Source organism: Lentzea xerophila (assembly GCF_051094245.1).
GTDB classification, from domain to species: domain Bacteria; phylum Actinomycetota; class Actinomycetes; order Mycobacteriales; family Pseudonocardiaceae; genus Lentzea; species Lentzea xerophila.
The window spans coordinates 8,054,199-8,068,767 of record NZ_CP194934.1 but is presented as its reverse complement, the minus strand read 5'-3'; the positions used below and the strand labels follow the sequence as shown (position 1 = coordinate 8,068,767).

Below are 14,569 nucleotides of genomic sequence, written 5' to 3'. Positions count from 1 at the left end.
CGCCGACCTCCCTGCCGCCCACCGGCCGCCCCTCCCGCCCCACTGACCGCCCCGCCCGGCCGGCGGCCTCCTTCTGGCGCATCGACCGTTCCTTCCGCTGTGTCGACCGCACCTTCAGCCCCGCTGACCGTCCGCTCCTGCGGCGACGGCCGCTCCCACCTGCCGCCCCGACCGCCGTTTCCGTCCCGCTGACCACCCGCTCCTGCCGCGTTGACCGCTCGCTCCCGCGCCACGGACCGCCATTCCCGCACCGGCCGCCCACTTCCGCTGTGCCAGCCGCCCGTCCTCCCCGCTCCACCGCCTGCTCGCTTCCGCCGTGCCGGCCGCCCGATCCTCCCGACGCACCGGCCGCTCGCTCCCACCGTGCAGCCCGCCCCGTTCCGCCCCGTTCCCTCGCGCCCGCCGCGCCAGCCACCGGCGCCCGCCGCACCGACCACCCCCTCCCGGCTGCCCCGACCTCCCTCCCTCCCTCCCTCCCGCCACGAGATTCCCTTCGCACGAAAGGAACTCCAGCCGTGACCCTGCTCCGCATCCTGTGCCGGATGCTGCACAACCTCGTCCGCTACGGCCGCATCTACCCACCCCGCTTCATCTTCAAGGAGCCGCCGAAATGAACCGCTTCCTCATCTGGTGCCAGGAAACCTGGCTCCGCCTCACCGGCCGCGAGATCGCCTACGGCCGCCACGCCCGCCGCCCGGAGGCCGCGACATGACCTCCGCCCTGATCGACCGGGTCCGCCACCGCCTGGCCGGCGCGGACATGGAGATGACGGCGGCCGTGGTCGCCCACGCGGTCCGCTCCGAGGCCGGCGGCGTCCTGGCCGATTCGGACGTCCTGGAAGCCCTCCAGGTGCTCCGCCAGGAGTTCAGCGGCACCGGCCCGCTCGACCCGCTGCTCGCCGACCCCGGCACCACCGACGTCCTCGTCACCGCGCCGGACCAGGTGTGGGTCGACGGCACGAGAGGTCTGCACCGCACCGGCGTCACGTTTCCCGACGAAGACGCGGTCCGCCGCCTCGCCCAACGCCTCGCGGTCGCCGCGGGCAGGCGTCTCGACGACGCCTCGCCCTGCGTCGACGGGTGGTTGCCGGATAGCGGCGTCCGGCTGCACGCGGTGTTGCCGCCCATCGCCGATCGCACCTGCCTGTCGCTCCGCGTCCTCCGCCCGGCGACGCACGATCTCCAGACGTTGCGGGAGCTCGGCACGTTCGACGCGGAGATCGCCGAAGCGCTCAGGGCGATCGTCCGCCAACGGCTGGCGTTCCTGGTGATCGGCGGTACCGGGTCGGGCAAGACGTCGTTGCTGTCGGCGCTGCTGGGGTGCGTCCCGCAGCACGAACGAATCGTGTGCGTGGAAGATGCCAGCGAGCTGCAACCGGACCATCCGCAGTTCGTGCGGCTCACCGCGCGCCCGGCGAACGTCGAGGGCGCGGGCGAGGTCACGACGCGCGAGTTGGTCCGGGAAGCGCTGCGGATGCGGCCCGACCGCATCGTCGTGGGGGAGGTGCGCGGCGCCGAGGTCCGCGAGTTGCTCATGTCGTTGAACACCGGCCACGAAGGCGGCGCCGGAACGCTGCACGCCAACTCACCTGCCGAGGTGCCGGCGCGGCTGGAGGCGTTGGGGGCGTTGAGCGGGCTGACACCGCAAGCCCTGCACAGCCAAGTCGCCGCGGCCCTGCGGCTCGTCCTGCACATGCGCCGGGACGGCAGCACCCGCTATCTCAACGAGATCGGGAAGTTCGAGCGCACCGCAACGGGGCTTGAGGTCCGTCCAGTCTGGACGCGCGACCACGGCTGGCACGAGGAGGAGTTGCCGTGGTGAGTCTTCTGCTGCTGGCGACGGCACTCCTGGCCTGGCCCCACATCACACCGCTGCGCCGTCTCGGGCCACGAGGCAAGCGCGAACTCGTTGTGCCGCCGTCTCTCTGGCTCGCGGCCGCCGCGGTGGTCACGTATCTGGCCGCGGGCATCGGCGGACTGGTCGCCGCGGCGGTCCTCGCGGCGACCATCGCCAGACTCCTCAAGCGGCGCAAGCGATACAAGGCACTCCGACAGGCGACCGATGCGCTCAGCGACGGCCTGGGTGGCGTGATCGACGAGCTGCGAGCGGGCGCTCATCCCGCACAGGCGGCCGAAGGCGCGGCCCAGGAAACCCCGGCCCCGGCCGGTGAAGTCCTCAAGGCCGTGGCGGCCACCTCACGGCTGGGCGGCGACGTCGAGCGGACGTTGCGCGATCTTCGCCAGCCACTGCTGAGAACCGCCGTCGACCAACTGGCCAGGGCGTGGCACGTGTCGGCGAAGCACGGCGTGGCGTTGGCCGACGTGCTGGATGCCACCAGGCGCGACCTCGACCAGCGGGCGGCGTTCGCGCGGCAGGCGCACGCGCGGATGGCCGGGCCACGGGCGAGTGCGGCGGTGCTGGCGGGCCTGCCGGTGCTGGGCGTGCTGCTGGGCGAGCTCAGCGGTGCCAGACCGGTCCACGTGCTCACCGGCACCGCGGCCGGACAGTGCTTCCTCGTCCTCGGAGCGCTGTTCCTGGCGGCAGGGCTGTGGTGGACGAACCGGATCACGGAGGTGGAGCCATGACGTTCCTCCTGCTGGCGATGGCGATCCTCGTGTCACCGAAGCCCCGGAGAGCGATCGATCGCCTCAAGCCCCAGGCGCACGACCCGCCGCGGGAACCAACGGCAGCGCACGGCCCGTTCGAACGGGCCGCGGCCTGGGACCTGCTCGCCGCGTGCCTCAGGGCCGGGCTGCCGGTGCCCACGGCGATCCACGCGGTCGGCCTCGCGGAACTGAGCCAGGTCGCCGAACTGCTGAAGCTCGGCGCGGACCCGGCCACGGCCTGGGCGCCCGCACTCGAGGAGCCCGCCACCGCGCCGCTCGCCAGAGCGGCGAAGAGGACGGCGAGGTCAGGGGCGGCGCTCGCCCGGCAGACCGCCGAACTGGCCGAGCGCACCAGGGCCGAGGCGCAAGACGAAGCAGAAGCGAAGGCGCAGAAGGCCGCGGTCGCGGTGGCGGCGCCGCTCGCGCTGTGTTTCCTCCCGGCGTTCCTGTGCCTCGGCGTGCTGCCGGTGGTGCTGGGCCTCGCCGGTCAGTTCCTCACCTAGGAGAAGAGATGGACCTGCTCGACGACGACAGCGGCATGAGCACTGTGGAGTACGCGATCGGGACGTTGGCGGCGGCCACGATGGCCGGGGTGATGTATGTGCTCGTCACCAGCGACTTCGTGCGCAACGAGTTGCAAGGACTGATACAGCGTGCGCTGTCTTCGGTCTGACGACCGGGGCATGGCGACGGTCGAGGCCGCGATCGCGGTGTGCGCGCTCCTGGTGTTCATGGGGCTGGCGGCGGCCGGGCTGACGGCGGTCATCGAACAGATGCAGTGCACCGACGCGGCGAGAGAGGCGGCTCGGCTCACAGCTCGCGGTGAACGGCAGCGCGGTGAAGAGGCGGTCGGGCGGATAGCGCCCGGCGCGAGCGTCGTCATCCACACGGAAGCGGACGCGGTGAAGGTCGTCGTCAGCAAGCGGGGGCCGTTGGGCGTACCGCTCAGCGCGGGGGCGTTCGCCGTGCTGGAGCCGCGATGAACGGCGAACGGTCTGGTTGCGAGCGCGGTTCGGCTGCGGTGAGCGGTGTGGCGGCGATGTTGCTGCTGATCATCCTCACTGTGGCCGGTGCGCAGGCCGGTTCGGCGGTCATCGCGCGGCACCGGGTGACCGGTGCGGCCGATCTGGCGGCGCTCGCGGCTGCCGCTCGTCTCACCGAAGGCGATGACAGTGCGTGTGACCAGGCCAAACGGGTTGCGGCGGCAAACGGTGCCGAGCTGACGAACTGCGCGGTGAGCGGCTGGGAGGTGGTGGTTGAGGTCTCGGCGATTACGCCGTTCGGCCCGGCGAACGCACGTGCCAGGGCAGGTCCGGCCGAAGATCAAAGCGTTTGGAGCACGACGAACGGTCGACTCCCAGCGGTGAGCGGACTCACACCGGCGCCCGGACATGCTGAACGGTGATCGAACCAAACGCGCGGCGTTCAGCTGCCCGGTCCGGCAAAGGGCGTTCGCCGTCCCGTAGCTACCAGTTGTCGAGCGGGGGTTCCCGAGGCCGGTGCCGGTGTCGTTAGTTGTAGAGGCGGCACCGACGCGGTGTCCTACGAACACCGGCACCACGTCGATGTCGAGTCAGAAGCTAGGAAGAAGGCGACGGAAGATGGATTGGTCGGACAGCTGGCGCGGGGCCTTCCGCATCGAACTGCGTGCCGAGGCCGTCAGCCTCGCGTACCGCGGTTGGCCCGTACTGCCCGGCACCTATCCGGCCGGTTCCGAGGACGGCGTCACCCGGTGGGCGGGGCGCAGCGGCCTCGAGCTCCACGGCCCCATCCCCGTGCACCGCGACTGGGTGGACCGCATCGGGACTAGTCCCGACCAGGTCGCCACGTGGTGGGCGGGCGGCTCCTACAGCCTTCTCGTCGCGACCGGCCACGTGGTGGACGCGATCGAGGTCGGTACCGCCCTCGGCCGCCGCGCCGCCGTCGCACTGCGGTCGATCGGTGTTCCCGTGCCGATCGCCGCGACCCCGTCCGGCCGGTGGATGTTCCTCGTGAAGTCCGGCTCGAAGCTCAACACCGAGCTGGCCGGCAACTACGACGTGCACCACTACGCCAAGGGCGAGTACATCCCGCTGCCCCCCACCACGATGGCGCACGGTGTCGTGCACTGGCGGGTCAAGCCGCAGGTCTGCGGCTGGAACCTGCCGGACGCGCACGTCGTGCAGGACGCACTCGTCGAGGCGCTGCACGCCCCGGCGAGCTACCAGCTCGAAACCGTCTGACAACAACTCCAAACGAAGCCCGGCCGCGCTGGGTGTCGTCGTGGACTCTCCCCGACAACCCCGAAGACGATGCCCTGCGCGGCCGTTCCACCTCAGCCCGATCCGGTGATCGGCCTCCGCACCCCGCACGTCGGGGGCCGCGCGGGAACGGGCGAAAAGCCGAACACGCACCCCGAAGGACAGCCTCCCGCACCAGCGACCGGGCCGAGGAACGTTAGTGGCAGAGCGCCAGCTCTGCCGCGGTCGGTGAAGCCGGCTCCTCCCCGGAGTTCGTCAGAAGACAGTGGACACCGACGCCTCCCGCGTGTCCTGTCGAGACGAACGAACCAGATTCCACCGATGTTCCAAGGGATCCGGTCGCGAAGCGGTAGCAGGCGGGAAAACAGTGTTCGGCACGTGGAGAGCGCGGCGGGGGTACCCGTGAGCCCCCGCCGCGCCCACGAAACTCGGGGAGCGTGTGTCCGCGGAGAACGCGAACCACGTCGTTCGGTTGTCTTGTGGGGGAGCGACCCCTCAGACCCCCGCGAGTTCGGGCGGCGGGCGCCCGCACGGCGGCGGAAGCCTCACGGAAGTGGGAGACCTTCCGCGTAGGACGCGAAGGCGAAGGTCTCCTCCATGGATCCGGGCCGCGGAACCGCGTCGGCGTCCCAGCCGAGGTCCCGGTCCTGCAGGACCTGCTCGATCAGCGGGTGCCACCGCTGATCGAGCATTTTCGTCGCCCAGAGCAGGGCGCCACGCTTCGACTCCACCTCTCCCGTGTGGATGGTGTAGAGCGTGCGGCAGTACGTCGAGACGATGTAGCGCTGCGTCCAGGCGTTGCCCATCGGCGCCCACTCCCTGATGCCTGCCAGCACGTGTGGCAGCTCGGCACGCATCGCCGAGCGCAGAGCGGACGCGGGCACCTCGTCGACCAGTGACGTGATCGGCGGGCCGTCCAGCACGATGCCGTGGTGGCGCAGGATCCAGCGGGTGTGCGGGCTGTTGCAGTGGGTGTCCCAGGCCAACGTGCGGTGGCCGTGGTCGTTGAACAGCCACGGAACCCCGAGACCGGCCAACGTGCGCAGCGACTCCACGTCGGCGTACGAGCCCTCGATCTCCGTCGACCAATGGCCCGGCCGCAGAGGGATCTCGTCGTGCAGCGCGCGCAGTCCCGCTTCCCGGTCACCGGACGGCAACTCGGTGCAGGCGACGATGAAGTCGCAGTCGCTGTGGACGTCACCGGCGCCCAGGGCGAACGAGCCCTGGACGTACGTACCCACGTAGGTGGGGCCGAGGATCTCGCGCACGGACGAGACCAGGTCGGCGAGCAGTGCGTCAAGGTCGGAGAAAGGCGTGAACAAGGCAACTCCTGAAGAACCCGTGGCCGATGAGGGAACGGGCGCGGCGGAGCCCCGACCAGCGCGCGAAGGCGGGTTCGGGGTGAGGCCGCGCGAGGGCGCGACAGAGCCTCGACCAGCGCGCGAAGGCGCGTCAGGTGGTCAGCCGCGCGAGGGCGCGGCGAACTTCCGGCTCGGCCGCGCTAGGCGCGACGGGTCCGGTCAGTGGCGTTGCAGCTGCATGCGGTCACAGCGCCACGGTAGCCAAGCAGCGGCCGCCTGGTCAGGCGATTTTGCCCAGCACAGGTCACAGCGGCCGCTCGGCGAGGCGATCTCGCCCAGCGCCGCGTCGCAGCGGCCACCCGGTCAGGCGATCTCGCCCAGCGCCAGGTCACAGCGGCTACCTGGTCAGGCGATCTTGCTCAGCACCACGTCCAGCACCAGCACGGCGCCGGCCTTGTCCAGCGGATCGTTGCCGTTGCCGCACTTGGGCGACTGCACGCACGACGGGCAGCCCATCGGGCACGAGCACGCGCTGATCGCCGCCCGCGTCGCCGAGAGCCAGGCCCGCAGCGCCGAGTGGCCGCGGTCGGCGAAGCCCGCGCCGCCGGGGTGGCCGTCGTGCACGAACACCGTCGGCATCCCCGTGTCCGGGTGCGCGGCCGTCGACACTCCGCCGATGTCCCACCTGTCGCACGTCGCGAACAGCGGCAGCAGGCCGATCGCCGCGTGCTCGGCGGCGTGCAGGGCGCCGGGGACGCGTTTCGCCTCGACGCCGGCGTCGAACAGCAGCGACTCGTCGACGGTGTACCAGACCGCACGGGTTTGCAGCGTCTGCTCCGGCAGGTCCAGCGGGATCTGGTCGAGCACCACACCGGACGGCAGCCGCCGCAGGTAGCCGACGACCTGCGTCGTCACCTCCACCTCGCCCAGGCAGACGGACACCCCGCCGAAGTCGGCGCGTTCGACCTCGCGCACCACGGTGATGTCCACGCAGTCACGCGGCTGCGTCGTCCACTCCGGATCTTCCCGGTGGACCATCGCGAGCCCGCTGTCCAGGTCGAGCTCGTCGACCACGTACGCCCGCCCCTGGTGCAGGTACACGGCACCGGGATGCACCTGCCAGCAGGCCGATCCCGGGTCGACCGTGCCGAGCATCCGGCCCGAGTCCGCCTCCACGACGGCCACCTGGTCGCCGCCCGAGCCGCGGATGTCGACCCCGGTGTGCGGGCGGTCGTGCGACGCCCAGTACCACCCGGCAGGCCGCTTGCGCAGCAGCTTCTCCGCCACGAGGTCGGCCAGCACCGCCTCCGCGAGAGGCCCGCCGAAGTCGTCGAGGCAGGCCGGCGTCAACGGCATCTCGGACGCGGCGCACGCCAGCTGCGGCCCGAGCACGTACGGGTTCAACGGGTCCAGCACCGTCGCCTCGACCGGCCTGTCCAGCACCGCGGACGGGTTGTGCACCAGGTACGTGTCCAACGGGTCGTCACGCGCCACGAACACCACGAGAGCACTGTCCCCGGACCGCCCGGCGCGGCCTGCCTGCTGCCAGAACGACGCCAGCGTGCCGGGGAACCCGGCCACGACCACGGCGTCCAGCCCGGCGATGTCGACGCCGAGCTCCAGCGCGTTCGTCGTCGCGACCCCGAGCAGGTCGCCTGTGGACAGCGACTTCTCGAGCGCCCGCCGCTCCTCCGGCAGGAACCCGCCCCGGTAGGCGGCCACCCGGCCGGGCAGCTCACCGTCCACTTCGGACAGGATTCGCTGGGTGCCGAGCGCCGTCAGCTCCGCGCCGCGGCGTGAGCGCACGAAGGCGAGCGATCGTGCGCCCTCGACGACGAGGTCGGCCAGGATCCGCGATGTCTCCGCGCCCGCCGAGCGCCGTACGGGCGCGCCGTTCTCACCCTCCAGAGAGGTCAGTGGGGGCTCCCACAACGCGACCGTGCGCGACGCACGCGGCGAGAAGTCGTCCACGACAGCGGAAACCGGCACGCCCAGCAAACGTTCGGCGGACCCAGAAGGATCAGCCACAGTGGCCGATGCCAAAACGAAGATCGGATCCGCGCCGTATTTGCGCGCGACCCTCCGCAGCCGCCGCATCAACAACGCGACGTGCGAACCGAAAACACCGCGGTAGGAATGGCACTCGTCGATCACCACGTACTTCAGGCGGCGGAAGAACCGCAGCCATTTCGGGTGCTGCGGCAGGATTCCGCGGTGCAGCATGTCCGGGTTCGTGAACACCCAGTTCGCGTGCGCCCTGACCCAGTCGCGTTCGGCCATCGGGGTGTCACCGTCGTAGGCCGACGCGCGCACCCCCTTGATCCCCAGCTCGTCGAGCGAGCGGAGCTGGTCCGCGCCAAGGGCTTTGGTCGGTGACAGGTACAGCGCGGTGGCCTTCGTGTCCGCCAAAAGAGTGGAAAGCACGGGCAACTGGTAGGCAAGTGACTTGCCCGACGCCGTGCCCGTCGCGAGCACCACGTGCTGCCCCGACCACGCCAGCGACGCCGCCTCGGCCTGGTGCCGCCACGGCTCGCGGACGCCCGTCCCGACGAACGCCTCGACGACCGCGGGGGCCGTCCACGCAGGCCAGTCCACGTGATCTGCCTGCCGCAACGGCAGATCGCGCGCGTGCGTGAGCGGCGACTCACCGGCGGGCACCCCCGCCAGCACGCGGTCCAGCAACCGGCGTCCCTGATCCACCACGGGGCCGAGCTTCGCATACACCACCGACAGTCCCGGCCGGGCTGTGCTCGACTTCCTGCGCAGATAACGGTGTGTGCACGGATCGGGACGTTTCGTTGCCTCGTTGCAACCACCCCCTAGACTCCCCGCTCATCGCATCCAATGAGGGATGCGTCACGTCGCGCTGGGCGGCTGGTCTGCCTTGGCGCTGCACATGGCAACTCACCAGGAGGACGGATGTCCCGGCAATTCCTCGCGGAGAGCCTCGAGCTCTCCGGGGGTGATCGCGGCGTCGTAGCCGTGGTCGCCGTGGTCGCCCTGGCTGCTCTCGCCGTCGGGTACGTGCTGCTCAAGGAGGTCCTGGCCGCAGGCCAGGGCACCCCCAAGATGCAGGACATCGCCAAGGCGGTTCAGGAGGGCGCAGCGGCCTACCTCAACCGGCAGTTCCGCACGCTCGGCATCTTTGTCGTGATCGTGTTCGTTCTGCTGTTCGCGCTACCGGCAGATGATTTGGCCGAACGAATCGGCCGATCTTTGTTCTTCATCGTCGGTGCCGCGTTCTCGGCGACTATCGGCTACCTGGGCATGTGGTTGTCCACGCGCGCCAACGTGCGTGTCGCCGCCGCCGCGAACGAAGAAGGCGGTCGCGAAAAGGCGACGCGCATCGCGTTCCGCACCGGTGGTGTGGTCGGCATGACCACGGTCGGTCTCGGCCTCTTCGGAGCCGCGCTGGTCGTGTTCGTGTACACGGGTCAGGCTCCGAAGGTCCTGGAGGGCTTCGGTTTCGGTGCCGCGCTGCTCGCGATGTTCATGCGTGTCGGCGGCGGCATCTTCACCAAGGCCGCGGACGTCGGCGCCGACCTGGTCGGCAAGGTCGAGCAGGGCATCCCCGAGGACGACCCCCGCAACGCCGCCACCATCGCGGACAACGTGGGCGACAACGTCGGTGACTGCGCCGGCATGGCCGCGGACCTCTTCGAGTCCTACGCCGTCACCCTGGTGGCGTCGCTGATCCTCGGCACCGTCGCGTTCGGCGTGCAGGGCCTGCTGTTCCCGCTGATCGTCCCCGCGATCGGTGTGCTGACCGCGATCATCGGCGTGTACACGACGAAGGCGAAGGTGGGCGAGAACGGCCTCACGGCCATCAACCGCTCCTTCTACATCTCCGCGGTCATCTCCGCGGTGCTGTGCACGATCGCCGCCTTCGCGTACCTGCCGAGCTCCTTCGCGGACCTCAGGGGCGTCGGCGACGCGGTCAGGGCCACCACCGGCAACCCGCAGCTGATCGCGTCCGTCGCGGTGATCATCGGCATCGTGCTGGCCGGCGTCATCCTCTGGCTGACCGGCTACTACACCGGCACCGAGCACAAGCCGGTGCAGGAGGTCGGCAAGACCTCGCTGACCGGTGCCGCCACGGTGATCCTGTCCGGCATCTCGGTCGGTTTCGAGTCGGCGGTCTACACCGCGCTGGTGATCGGTGCGGCCGTGTACGGCGCGTTCCTGCTCTCCGGTTCGGTCGTCGTCGCGCTGTTCGCGATCGCGCTCGCCGGTTGTGGTCTCCTCACGACCGTGGGTGTCATCGTCGCGATGGACACCTTCGGCCCGGTCTCCGACAACGCGCAGGGCATCGCCGAGATGTCCGGTGACGTGCACGGTGAGGGCGCGCAGATCCTCACCGAGCTCGACGCGGTCGGCAACACCACCAAGGCCATCACCAAGGGCATCGCGATCGCGACCGCCGTGCTCGCCGCGACGGCGCTGTTCGGCTCCTACAAGGACGCGATCGACCAGGCGCTCGTCAAGGTCGGCAACGTCGCGGGCGACCTGCCCGTGTCGTTCAGCAACGTGGTGTTCAGCCCGAACGTGCTGGTCGGCGTCGCTATCGGTGCGGCCGTCGTCTTCATGTTCTCGGGCCTCGCGGTCAACGCCGTGACGCGCGCGGCCGGTGCCATCGTGTTCGAGGTGCGCCGCCAGTTCCGCGAGAACCCGGGCATCATGGACTACTCGGTGAAGCCGGAGTACGGCAAGGTCGTCGACATCTGCACCAAGGACTCGCTGCGCGAGCTCGCGACCCCTGGTCTGATGGCCGTGCTCGCCCCGGTCGCCGTCGGCTTCGGCCTCGGCGTCGGCCCGCTGGCGGGTTACCTGGCCGGTGCGATCGCGACCGGCACGCTGATGGCGGTCTTCCTGGCCAACTCCGGTGGTGCCTGGGACAACGCCAAGAAGCTGGTCGAGGACGGCAACCACGGCGGCAAGGGCTCCGACGCCCACGCCGCGACGGTCATCGGCGACACTGTCGGCGACCCGTTCAAGGACACCGCCGGCCCGGCCATCAACCCGCTGATCAAGGTGATGAACCTGGTCTCGGTGCTGATCGCCCCCGCCATCGTCACCTTCTCCATCGGTGACAACGCGTCCGACCCGATCCGCATCGCGATCGCCGTCGTCGCCGCGATGATCATCGTCGGTGCGGTGGTCGTGTCCAAGCGCCGCGGTACCGCGATCGCGGACACGCCCGCGGAGACCGTGAGCAACGGCGCCGCGTAGGTACAACACTCCCGGTCGGGGTACTTTCGGGTATCCCCCCGACGTACCCCGACCGAGGAGTTACGACATGAGGCGCAGCCTCGTCGCCACTGCCGCCGTTGCCACCCTGGCGCTGGCCGGGTGCACCAACGGCGGCAACTCCGGCACGTCAACGCCGACGCCCAGCAGCGACGCGGCCGGCCCCGAGGCCGTCGCGTACATGGACAAGGTGTGCGGCGCCGCCTCCGAGTTCGCCAAGATCGAGAAGACGGCCCCCAAGCTCGACGCGGGCGACTCCACCAAGCTCAAGGCCGACATGGCCGCCTACATGGGCCAGCTCGCCGACGCCTTCACCAAGTCGGCCGAGGGCCTCAAGAACGTCGGCCCGTCGCCCGTCGCGGGCGGCGACGAGGCCGTCATCAAGATGGCCGAGACCTTCACCTCGCTCGGTGCCGTGTTCGCCGACGCCAAGACGAAGGTGGAGCAGGCCGACGCGAACAACGCCACCGGAGGCCTCCAGGCCGCCGGAGAGGCCATCGCCAAGCTCTCCGAGCTCGCCGACCCGCTGCGCGACCTCAAGGCCGTCCCCGAGCTGCAGAAGGCCACGCAGAGCGCGCCGAAGTGCCAGGAGATGCAGCGCCTCAACGTCACGCCGACGAGCTGAGCGAGTCCGGCCGAGGTAGCTTCCGGCCCATGCGTCGCACAGTCTGCACACTCCTGACGAGCTGTCTGCTCGCGCTCACCGCGTGCACCGGCGGCGGTTCGTCCACGTCGTCGACGCCCACCGCCGGCGAGGCCGATGTCGTCGCCTGGATCGACAAGGTCTGCGGTGCCGTCGGCGGCACCGCCAAGATCATGTCCGACGAGCCGCCCATCGACATGAACGACCCGGAGAAGCTCAGGACGGGCCTGTCGGAGTGGCTCGGCACCAAGATCACCGCGGTCGAGAAGTCGATCGCCGACCTCAAGGCACTGGAGAACGGCCCGCACGCGCGGTCGAAGGAGCTGGCCACCACCGCCGAGCAGGGCATGGAGCAGGTCAGGACCCTGCTCGCCGACACCAGGTCGAAGGTCGACTCGGCGGCCGACGAGACCCAGGTCGTCACCGCCTTCACCGAGATGGCGACCAAGGCGACCGAACTGGAGAACGCCGGCGCCGCCGTGCGCGGGAAGTTCGACGAGACGGGGCTTGCCGGGGCCTCGCAGAAGGCCGCTTCCTGCAAGGAACTCCAGGCCTCGGCGCCCACCCCGTGACACGGAGGAATCCGTCTGACCGAACCACCCGAACGTGTACTGTTCGCCGGTCCGCTCAGGGATTTTCTGGGGGATGTTCACATGAACGCACGTTTGTCGATCGTCGCCGTCTGCGCGGGCGCCGCGCTGGCCGTCACCGGTTGCGGCAGCACCGCCGCGCCGTCCGCGCAGTCCACGACCACCACGACGACCCAGCCCGCCGGCGACCCGGTGAAGTGGGCGGGCGCGTTCTGCAGCGGCACCACGCCGGTGCTGACGGGTGCGGTCGAGCTCATCACCGTCTTCGCGGCCAACGCCGAGAACCCGCCCGCGATGAAGGAGGGCATGCTCAAGCTGCTCGACACCGGCGGCACGGCGATGGCCGCCACCGAGAAGAAGCTCAAGGAGGTCGGCGCGCCCGCCCCCGAGCACCAGGCCCTGCACGACGAGCTGGTCAAGATGTTCGGCGACGGCGCCAAGGAGTACGTGGCGGTCCGCGAGCAGATCAGCAAGATCGACGCCAACTCGCCCGACTTCATGGCGCAGGTCGAGAAGATCGGCGGTGACTCCGCCGACCCGTCGAAGCTCTCCGAGCAGATCAAGAAGCTCGACGCCGACCCGAAGCTCAAGGACGCCATCTCGAAGTCGCCGGAGTGCACCGAGATGCGCACCAAGCTCGGCGAGCTCATCGGCCAGTAACGAGCTTTCGCCTGGTCGCGGCCGTGCTGAGCGCGGCCGCGACCACCGCGGACGGCCTGGGAAAATAGCTCGCATGAGGACACGTCTGCTCACTGCCGTGCTGACCGGTGCCGTCGTGCTGACCGCCTGCGGATCCGCCGGGGACAAGCCGATCACCGACGCGCAGCGCCAGTGGGTGGACGCGTTCTGCGGCGGCGTCCTCCCAGGCATGGAAGCCGGCGTCGAGCTGCGCGAACAGGACCCGGCCGACCCCGCTGCGGTCAAGACCGCGTACGTCAAGCTCGTCACCTCCAACGCCACCGCGTTCGCGGCCGCCGAGAAGAAGCTGAAGGAGCTCGGCGCGCCCGAGGACGACCTGGAGAAGGTGCATGAGCGGCTGGTCAGGTTCGTCGAGGAGTCCGCGAGGTCGTACGCCGGCGCGCAGGCTCCCGTGCAGGCGCTGGAACCGAACGCGCAGTTCTGGGAGAACGCCGAGAAGGTGCTGGCCGACACCAACGTGGTGACGGCGCCGGAAGACCTGCGGGCGACCTTCGACGCGCTCGAGAAGTCGCCCAAGTACGCAGCGGAGATGGGCAGGTCCGCACCCTGCACCGAGCTCAAGACAGGCAGCCGGCAATCTTGAAACTAGTCACGCTCGAACGTCTGTTCTACCCTGTGGGCCGTGGTTGGGCAGCTGTCCTTCTTCTCGGCCGAGGCGCGAGCGCCGGCCAAGGCGGACCTCGCCGGCTTCCTCTGCGGGCCGGGGCAGGCCGTCAGCTTCGCGCGCGGCACGGCCGCCCGCGTCTACGTCGAACTGCGTGACGAGTGGCGGCACCGCCCGCTCAAGCAGGCCTGCACCGAGCGTGGCGTGACGACCGAGCTGTGCGTCAACGACGAGGGCACGCACTTCGTTCGCACGCCGTTCCGCACGGATCTCACCCCTCTGGCCGCCCGCTGGCTGGACGGCTCGGTCAAGAAGGTGCCTGCGGACTTCGAGCTGAACGGAGCGGTGCTGCGCGTCTGGGCGCTGGCCGCGGGCAGCTGGATGGAGTCCGCGTACCTGCTCGGTTTGGACCCCAACGCACCGCAGACACACCTGCCGTTGCAAAATGCGCTGCTCGCGTCCGGACTTCCGTGCACCCTGGTAGGGGCTCCGGCATTGCGGGTAACCGGCCGACGACGGCTGGCACGGCTCGCTGAGCTGGTCGGAAGCCCTCCGCAGGGAGTGGCGATGAGCACCTGGCCGGCGGCCTGAGCGGGCGGTCCGGCAAGGTTGTGTCACTCTGTCTCGTCGTACAGGCGT

Annotated in this window: 15 protein-coding genes; 13 read left to right on the top strand and 2 right to left on the bottom strand. The window is 70.3% G+C overall.

The annotated features are described in order from the left end of the window. The first annotated feature begins 708 nt into the window (after positions 1 to 708). The 7 genes from ACRSBM_RS38645 to ACRSBM_RS38615 all read left to right on the top strand — a co-directional run bounded on the left by ACRSBM_RS38645 (position 709) and on the right by ACRSBM_RS38615 (position 4,828). On the top strand, positions 709 to 1,821 hold the full coding sequence (locus ACRSBM_RS38645) for a TadA family conjugal transfer-associated ATPase (RefSeq protein ID WP_434451674.1): 1,113 nt from the start codon (positions 709 to 711) through the stop codon (positions 1,819 to 1,821). After that, the gene (locus ACRSBM_RS38640; RefSeq protein ID WP_434451673.1) at positions 1,818 to 2,585 is read left to right on the top strand and encodes a type II secretion system F family protein; all 768 of its coding nucleotides are present in this window, start codon (positions 1,818 to 1,820) and stop codon (positions 2,583 to 2,585) included. The genes ACRSBM_RS38645 and ACRSBM_RS38640 overlap by 4 nt, the downstream gene beginning before the upstream one ends. Continuing rightward, positions 2,582 to 3,109 (top strand): type II secretion system F family protein, encoded by a 528-nt coding sequence (locus ACRSBM_RS38635; RefSeq protein ID WP_434451672.1) that lies wholly within the window; start codon positions 2,582 to 2,584, stop codon positions 3,107 to 3,109. Before ACRSBM_RS38640 ends, ACRSBM_RS38635 begins: the two co-directional genes overlap by 4 nt. A gap of 8 nt (positions 3,110 to 3,117) precedes the next feature. Then, on the top strand, positions 3,118 to 3,279 hold the full coding sequence (locus tag ACRSBM_RS38630) for a DUF4244 domain-containing protein (protein ID WP_434451671.1): 162 nt from the start codon (positions 3,118 to 3,120) through the stop codon (positions 3,277 to 3,279). Between the two features lie 10 nt (positions 3,280 to 3,289). Further along, entirely contained in the window at positions 3,290 to 3,589 is a 300-nt protein-coding gene (locus tag ACRSBM_RS38625) for a TadE family type IV pilus minor pilin (protein WP_434451670.1), read from the top strand. After that, positions 3,586 to 4,011 (top strand): Rv3654c family TadE-like protein, encoded by a 426-nt coding sequence (locus ACRSBM_RS38620; RefSeq protein WP_434451669.1) that lies wholly within the window; start codon positions 3,586 to 3,588, stop codon positions 4,009 to 4,011. The genes ACRSBM_RS38625 and ACRSBM_RS38620 overlap by 4 nt, the downstream gene beginning before the upstream one ends. A 196-nt stretch (positions 4,012 to 4,207) precedes the next feature. Then, positions 4,208 to 4,828: a bifunctional DNA primase/polymerase gene (locus tag ACRSBM_RS38615; protein ID WP_434451668.1), complete on the top strand. Its 621-nt coding sequence runs from the start codon at positions 4,208 to 4,210 to the stop codon at positions 4,826 to 4,828. A 563-nt stretch (positions 4,829 to 5,391) separates the two neighbouring features. Here the strand turns inward: ACRSBM_RS38615 and ACRSBM_RS38610 are convergent. Further along, on the bottom strand, positions 5,392 to 6,168 hold the full coding sequence (locus tag ACRSBM_RS38610) for an aminoglycoside adenylyltransferase domain-containing protein (RefSeq protein WP_434451667.1): 777 nt from the start codon (positions 6,166 to 6,168) through the stop codon (positions 5,392 to 5,394). A 384-nt stretch (positions 6,169 to 6,552) separates the two neighbouring features. Further along, positions 6,553 to 8,850, bottom strand: a complete 2,298-nt coding sequence (locus ACRSBM_RS38605; protein WP_434451666.1) for a DEAD/DEAH box helicase — start codon at positions 8,848 to 8,850, stop codon at positions 6,553 to 6,555. 216 nt (positions 8,851 to 9,066) lie between these two features. Between ACRSBM_RS38605 and ACRSBM_RS38600 the strand changes: the two genes are divergently transcribed. From ACRSBM_RS38600 to ACRSBM_RS38575, 6 genes are all read left to right on the top strand, one after another. Next, positions 9,067 to 11,376 (top strand): sodium-translocating pyrophosphatase, encoded by a 2,310-nt coding sequence (locus ACRSBM_RS38600; protein WP_434451665.1) that lies wholly within the window; start codon positions 9,067 to 9,069, stop codon positions 11,374 to 11,376. Between the two features lie 67 nt (positions 11,377 to 11,443). Next, a complete protein-coding gene (locus tag ACRSBM_RS38595; protein WP_434451664.1) occupies positions 11,444 to 12,019 on the top strand; it encodes a hypothetical protein in 576 nt (191 codons plus the stop codon). A gap of 29 nt (positions 12,020 to 12,048) precedes the next feature. Further along, positions 12,049 to 12,609: a hypothetical protein gene (locus tag ACRSBM_RS38590; protein ID WP_434451663.1), complete on the top strand. Its 561-nt coding sequence runs from the start codon at positions 12,049 to 12,051 to the stop codon at positions 12,607 to 12,609. A gap of 81 nt (positions 12,610 to 12,690) precedes the next feature. Next, on the top strand, positions 12,691 to 13,287 hold the full coding sequence (locus ACRSBM_RS38585) for a hypothetical protein (RefSeq protein ID WP_434451662.1): 597 nt from the start codon (positions 12,691 to 12,693) through the stop codon (positions 13,285 to 13,287). A gap of 73 nt (positions 13,288 to 13,360) precedes the next feature. After that, positions 13,361 to 13,909: a hypothetical protein gene (locus ACRSBM_RS38580; RefSeq protein WP_434451661.1), complete on the top strand. Its 549-nt coding sequence runs from the start codon at positions 13,361 to 13,363 to the stop codon at positions 13,907 to 13,909. A 39-nt stretch (positions 13,910 to 13,948) separates the two neighbouring features. Next, the gene (locus ACRSBM_RS38575; protein WP_434451660.1) at positions 13,949 to 14,521 is read left to right on the top strand and encodes a hypothetical protein; all 573 of its coding nucleotides are present in this window, start codon (positions 13,949 to 13,951) and stop codon (positions 14,519 to 14,521) included. Positions 14,522 to 14,569 lie beyond the last annotated feature (48 nt).

Bases quoted from the DNA above. Each gene is read 5' to 3' on its own strand.
- ACRSBM_RS38585 (WP_434451662.1), top strand. From the start codon at position 12,691: ATGAACGCACGTTTGTCGATCGTCGCCGTCTGCGCGGGCGCCGCGCTG.
- ACRSBM_RS38645 (WP_434451674.1), top strand. From the start codon at position 709: ATGACCTCCGCCCTGATCGACCGGGTCCGCCACCGCCTGGCCGGCGCG.
- ACRSBM_RS38625 (WP_434451670.1), top strand. From the start codon at position 3,290: ATGGCGACGGTCGAGGCCGCGATCGCGGTGTGCGCGCTCCTGGTGTTC.
- ACRSBM_RS38580 (WP_434451661.1), top strand. From the start codon at position 13,361: ATGAGGACACGTCTGCTCACTGCCGTGCTGACCGGTGCCGTCGTGCTG.
- ACRSBM_RS38615 (WP_434451668.1), top strand. From the start codon at position 4,208: ATGGATTGGTCGGACAGCTGGCGCGGGGCCTTCCGCATCGAACTGCGT.
- ACRSBM_RS38620 (WP_434451669.1), top strand. From the start codon at position 3,586: ATGAACGGCGAACGGTCTGGTTGCGAGCGCGGTTCGGCTGCGGTGAGC.
- ACRSBM_RS38595 (WP_434451664.1), top strand. From the start codon at position 11,444: ATGAGGCGCAGCCTCGTCGCCACTGCCGCCGTTGCCACCCTGGCGCTG.
- ACRSBM_RS38630 (WP_434451671.1), top strand. From the start codon at position 3,118: ATGGACCTGCTCGACGACGACAGCGGCATGAGCACTGTGGAGTACGCG.
- ACRSBM_RS38635 (WP_434451672.1), top strand. From the start codon at position 2,582: ATGACGTTCCTCCTGCTGGCGATGGCGATCCTCGTGTCACCGAAGCCC.
- ACRSBM_RS38590 (WP_434451663.1), top strand. From the start codon at position 12,049: ATGCGTCGCACAGTCTGCACACTCCTGACGAGCTGTCTGCTCGCGCTC.
- ACRSBM_RS38600 (WP_434451665.1), top strand. From the start codon at position 9,067: ATGTCCCGGCAATTCCTCGCGGAGAGCCTCGAGCTCTCCGGGGGTGAT.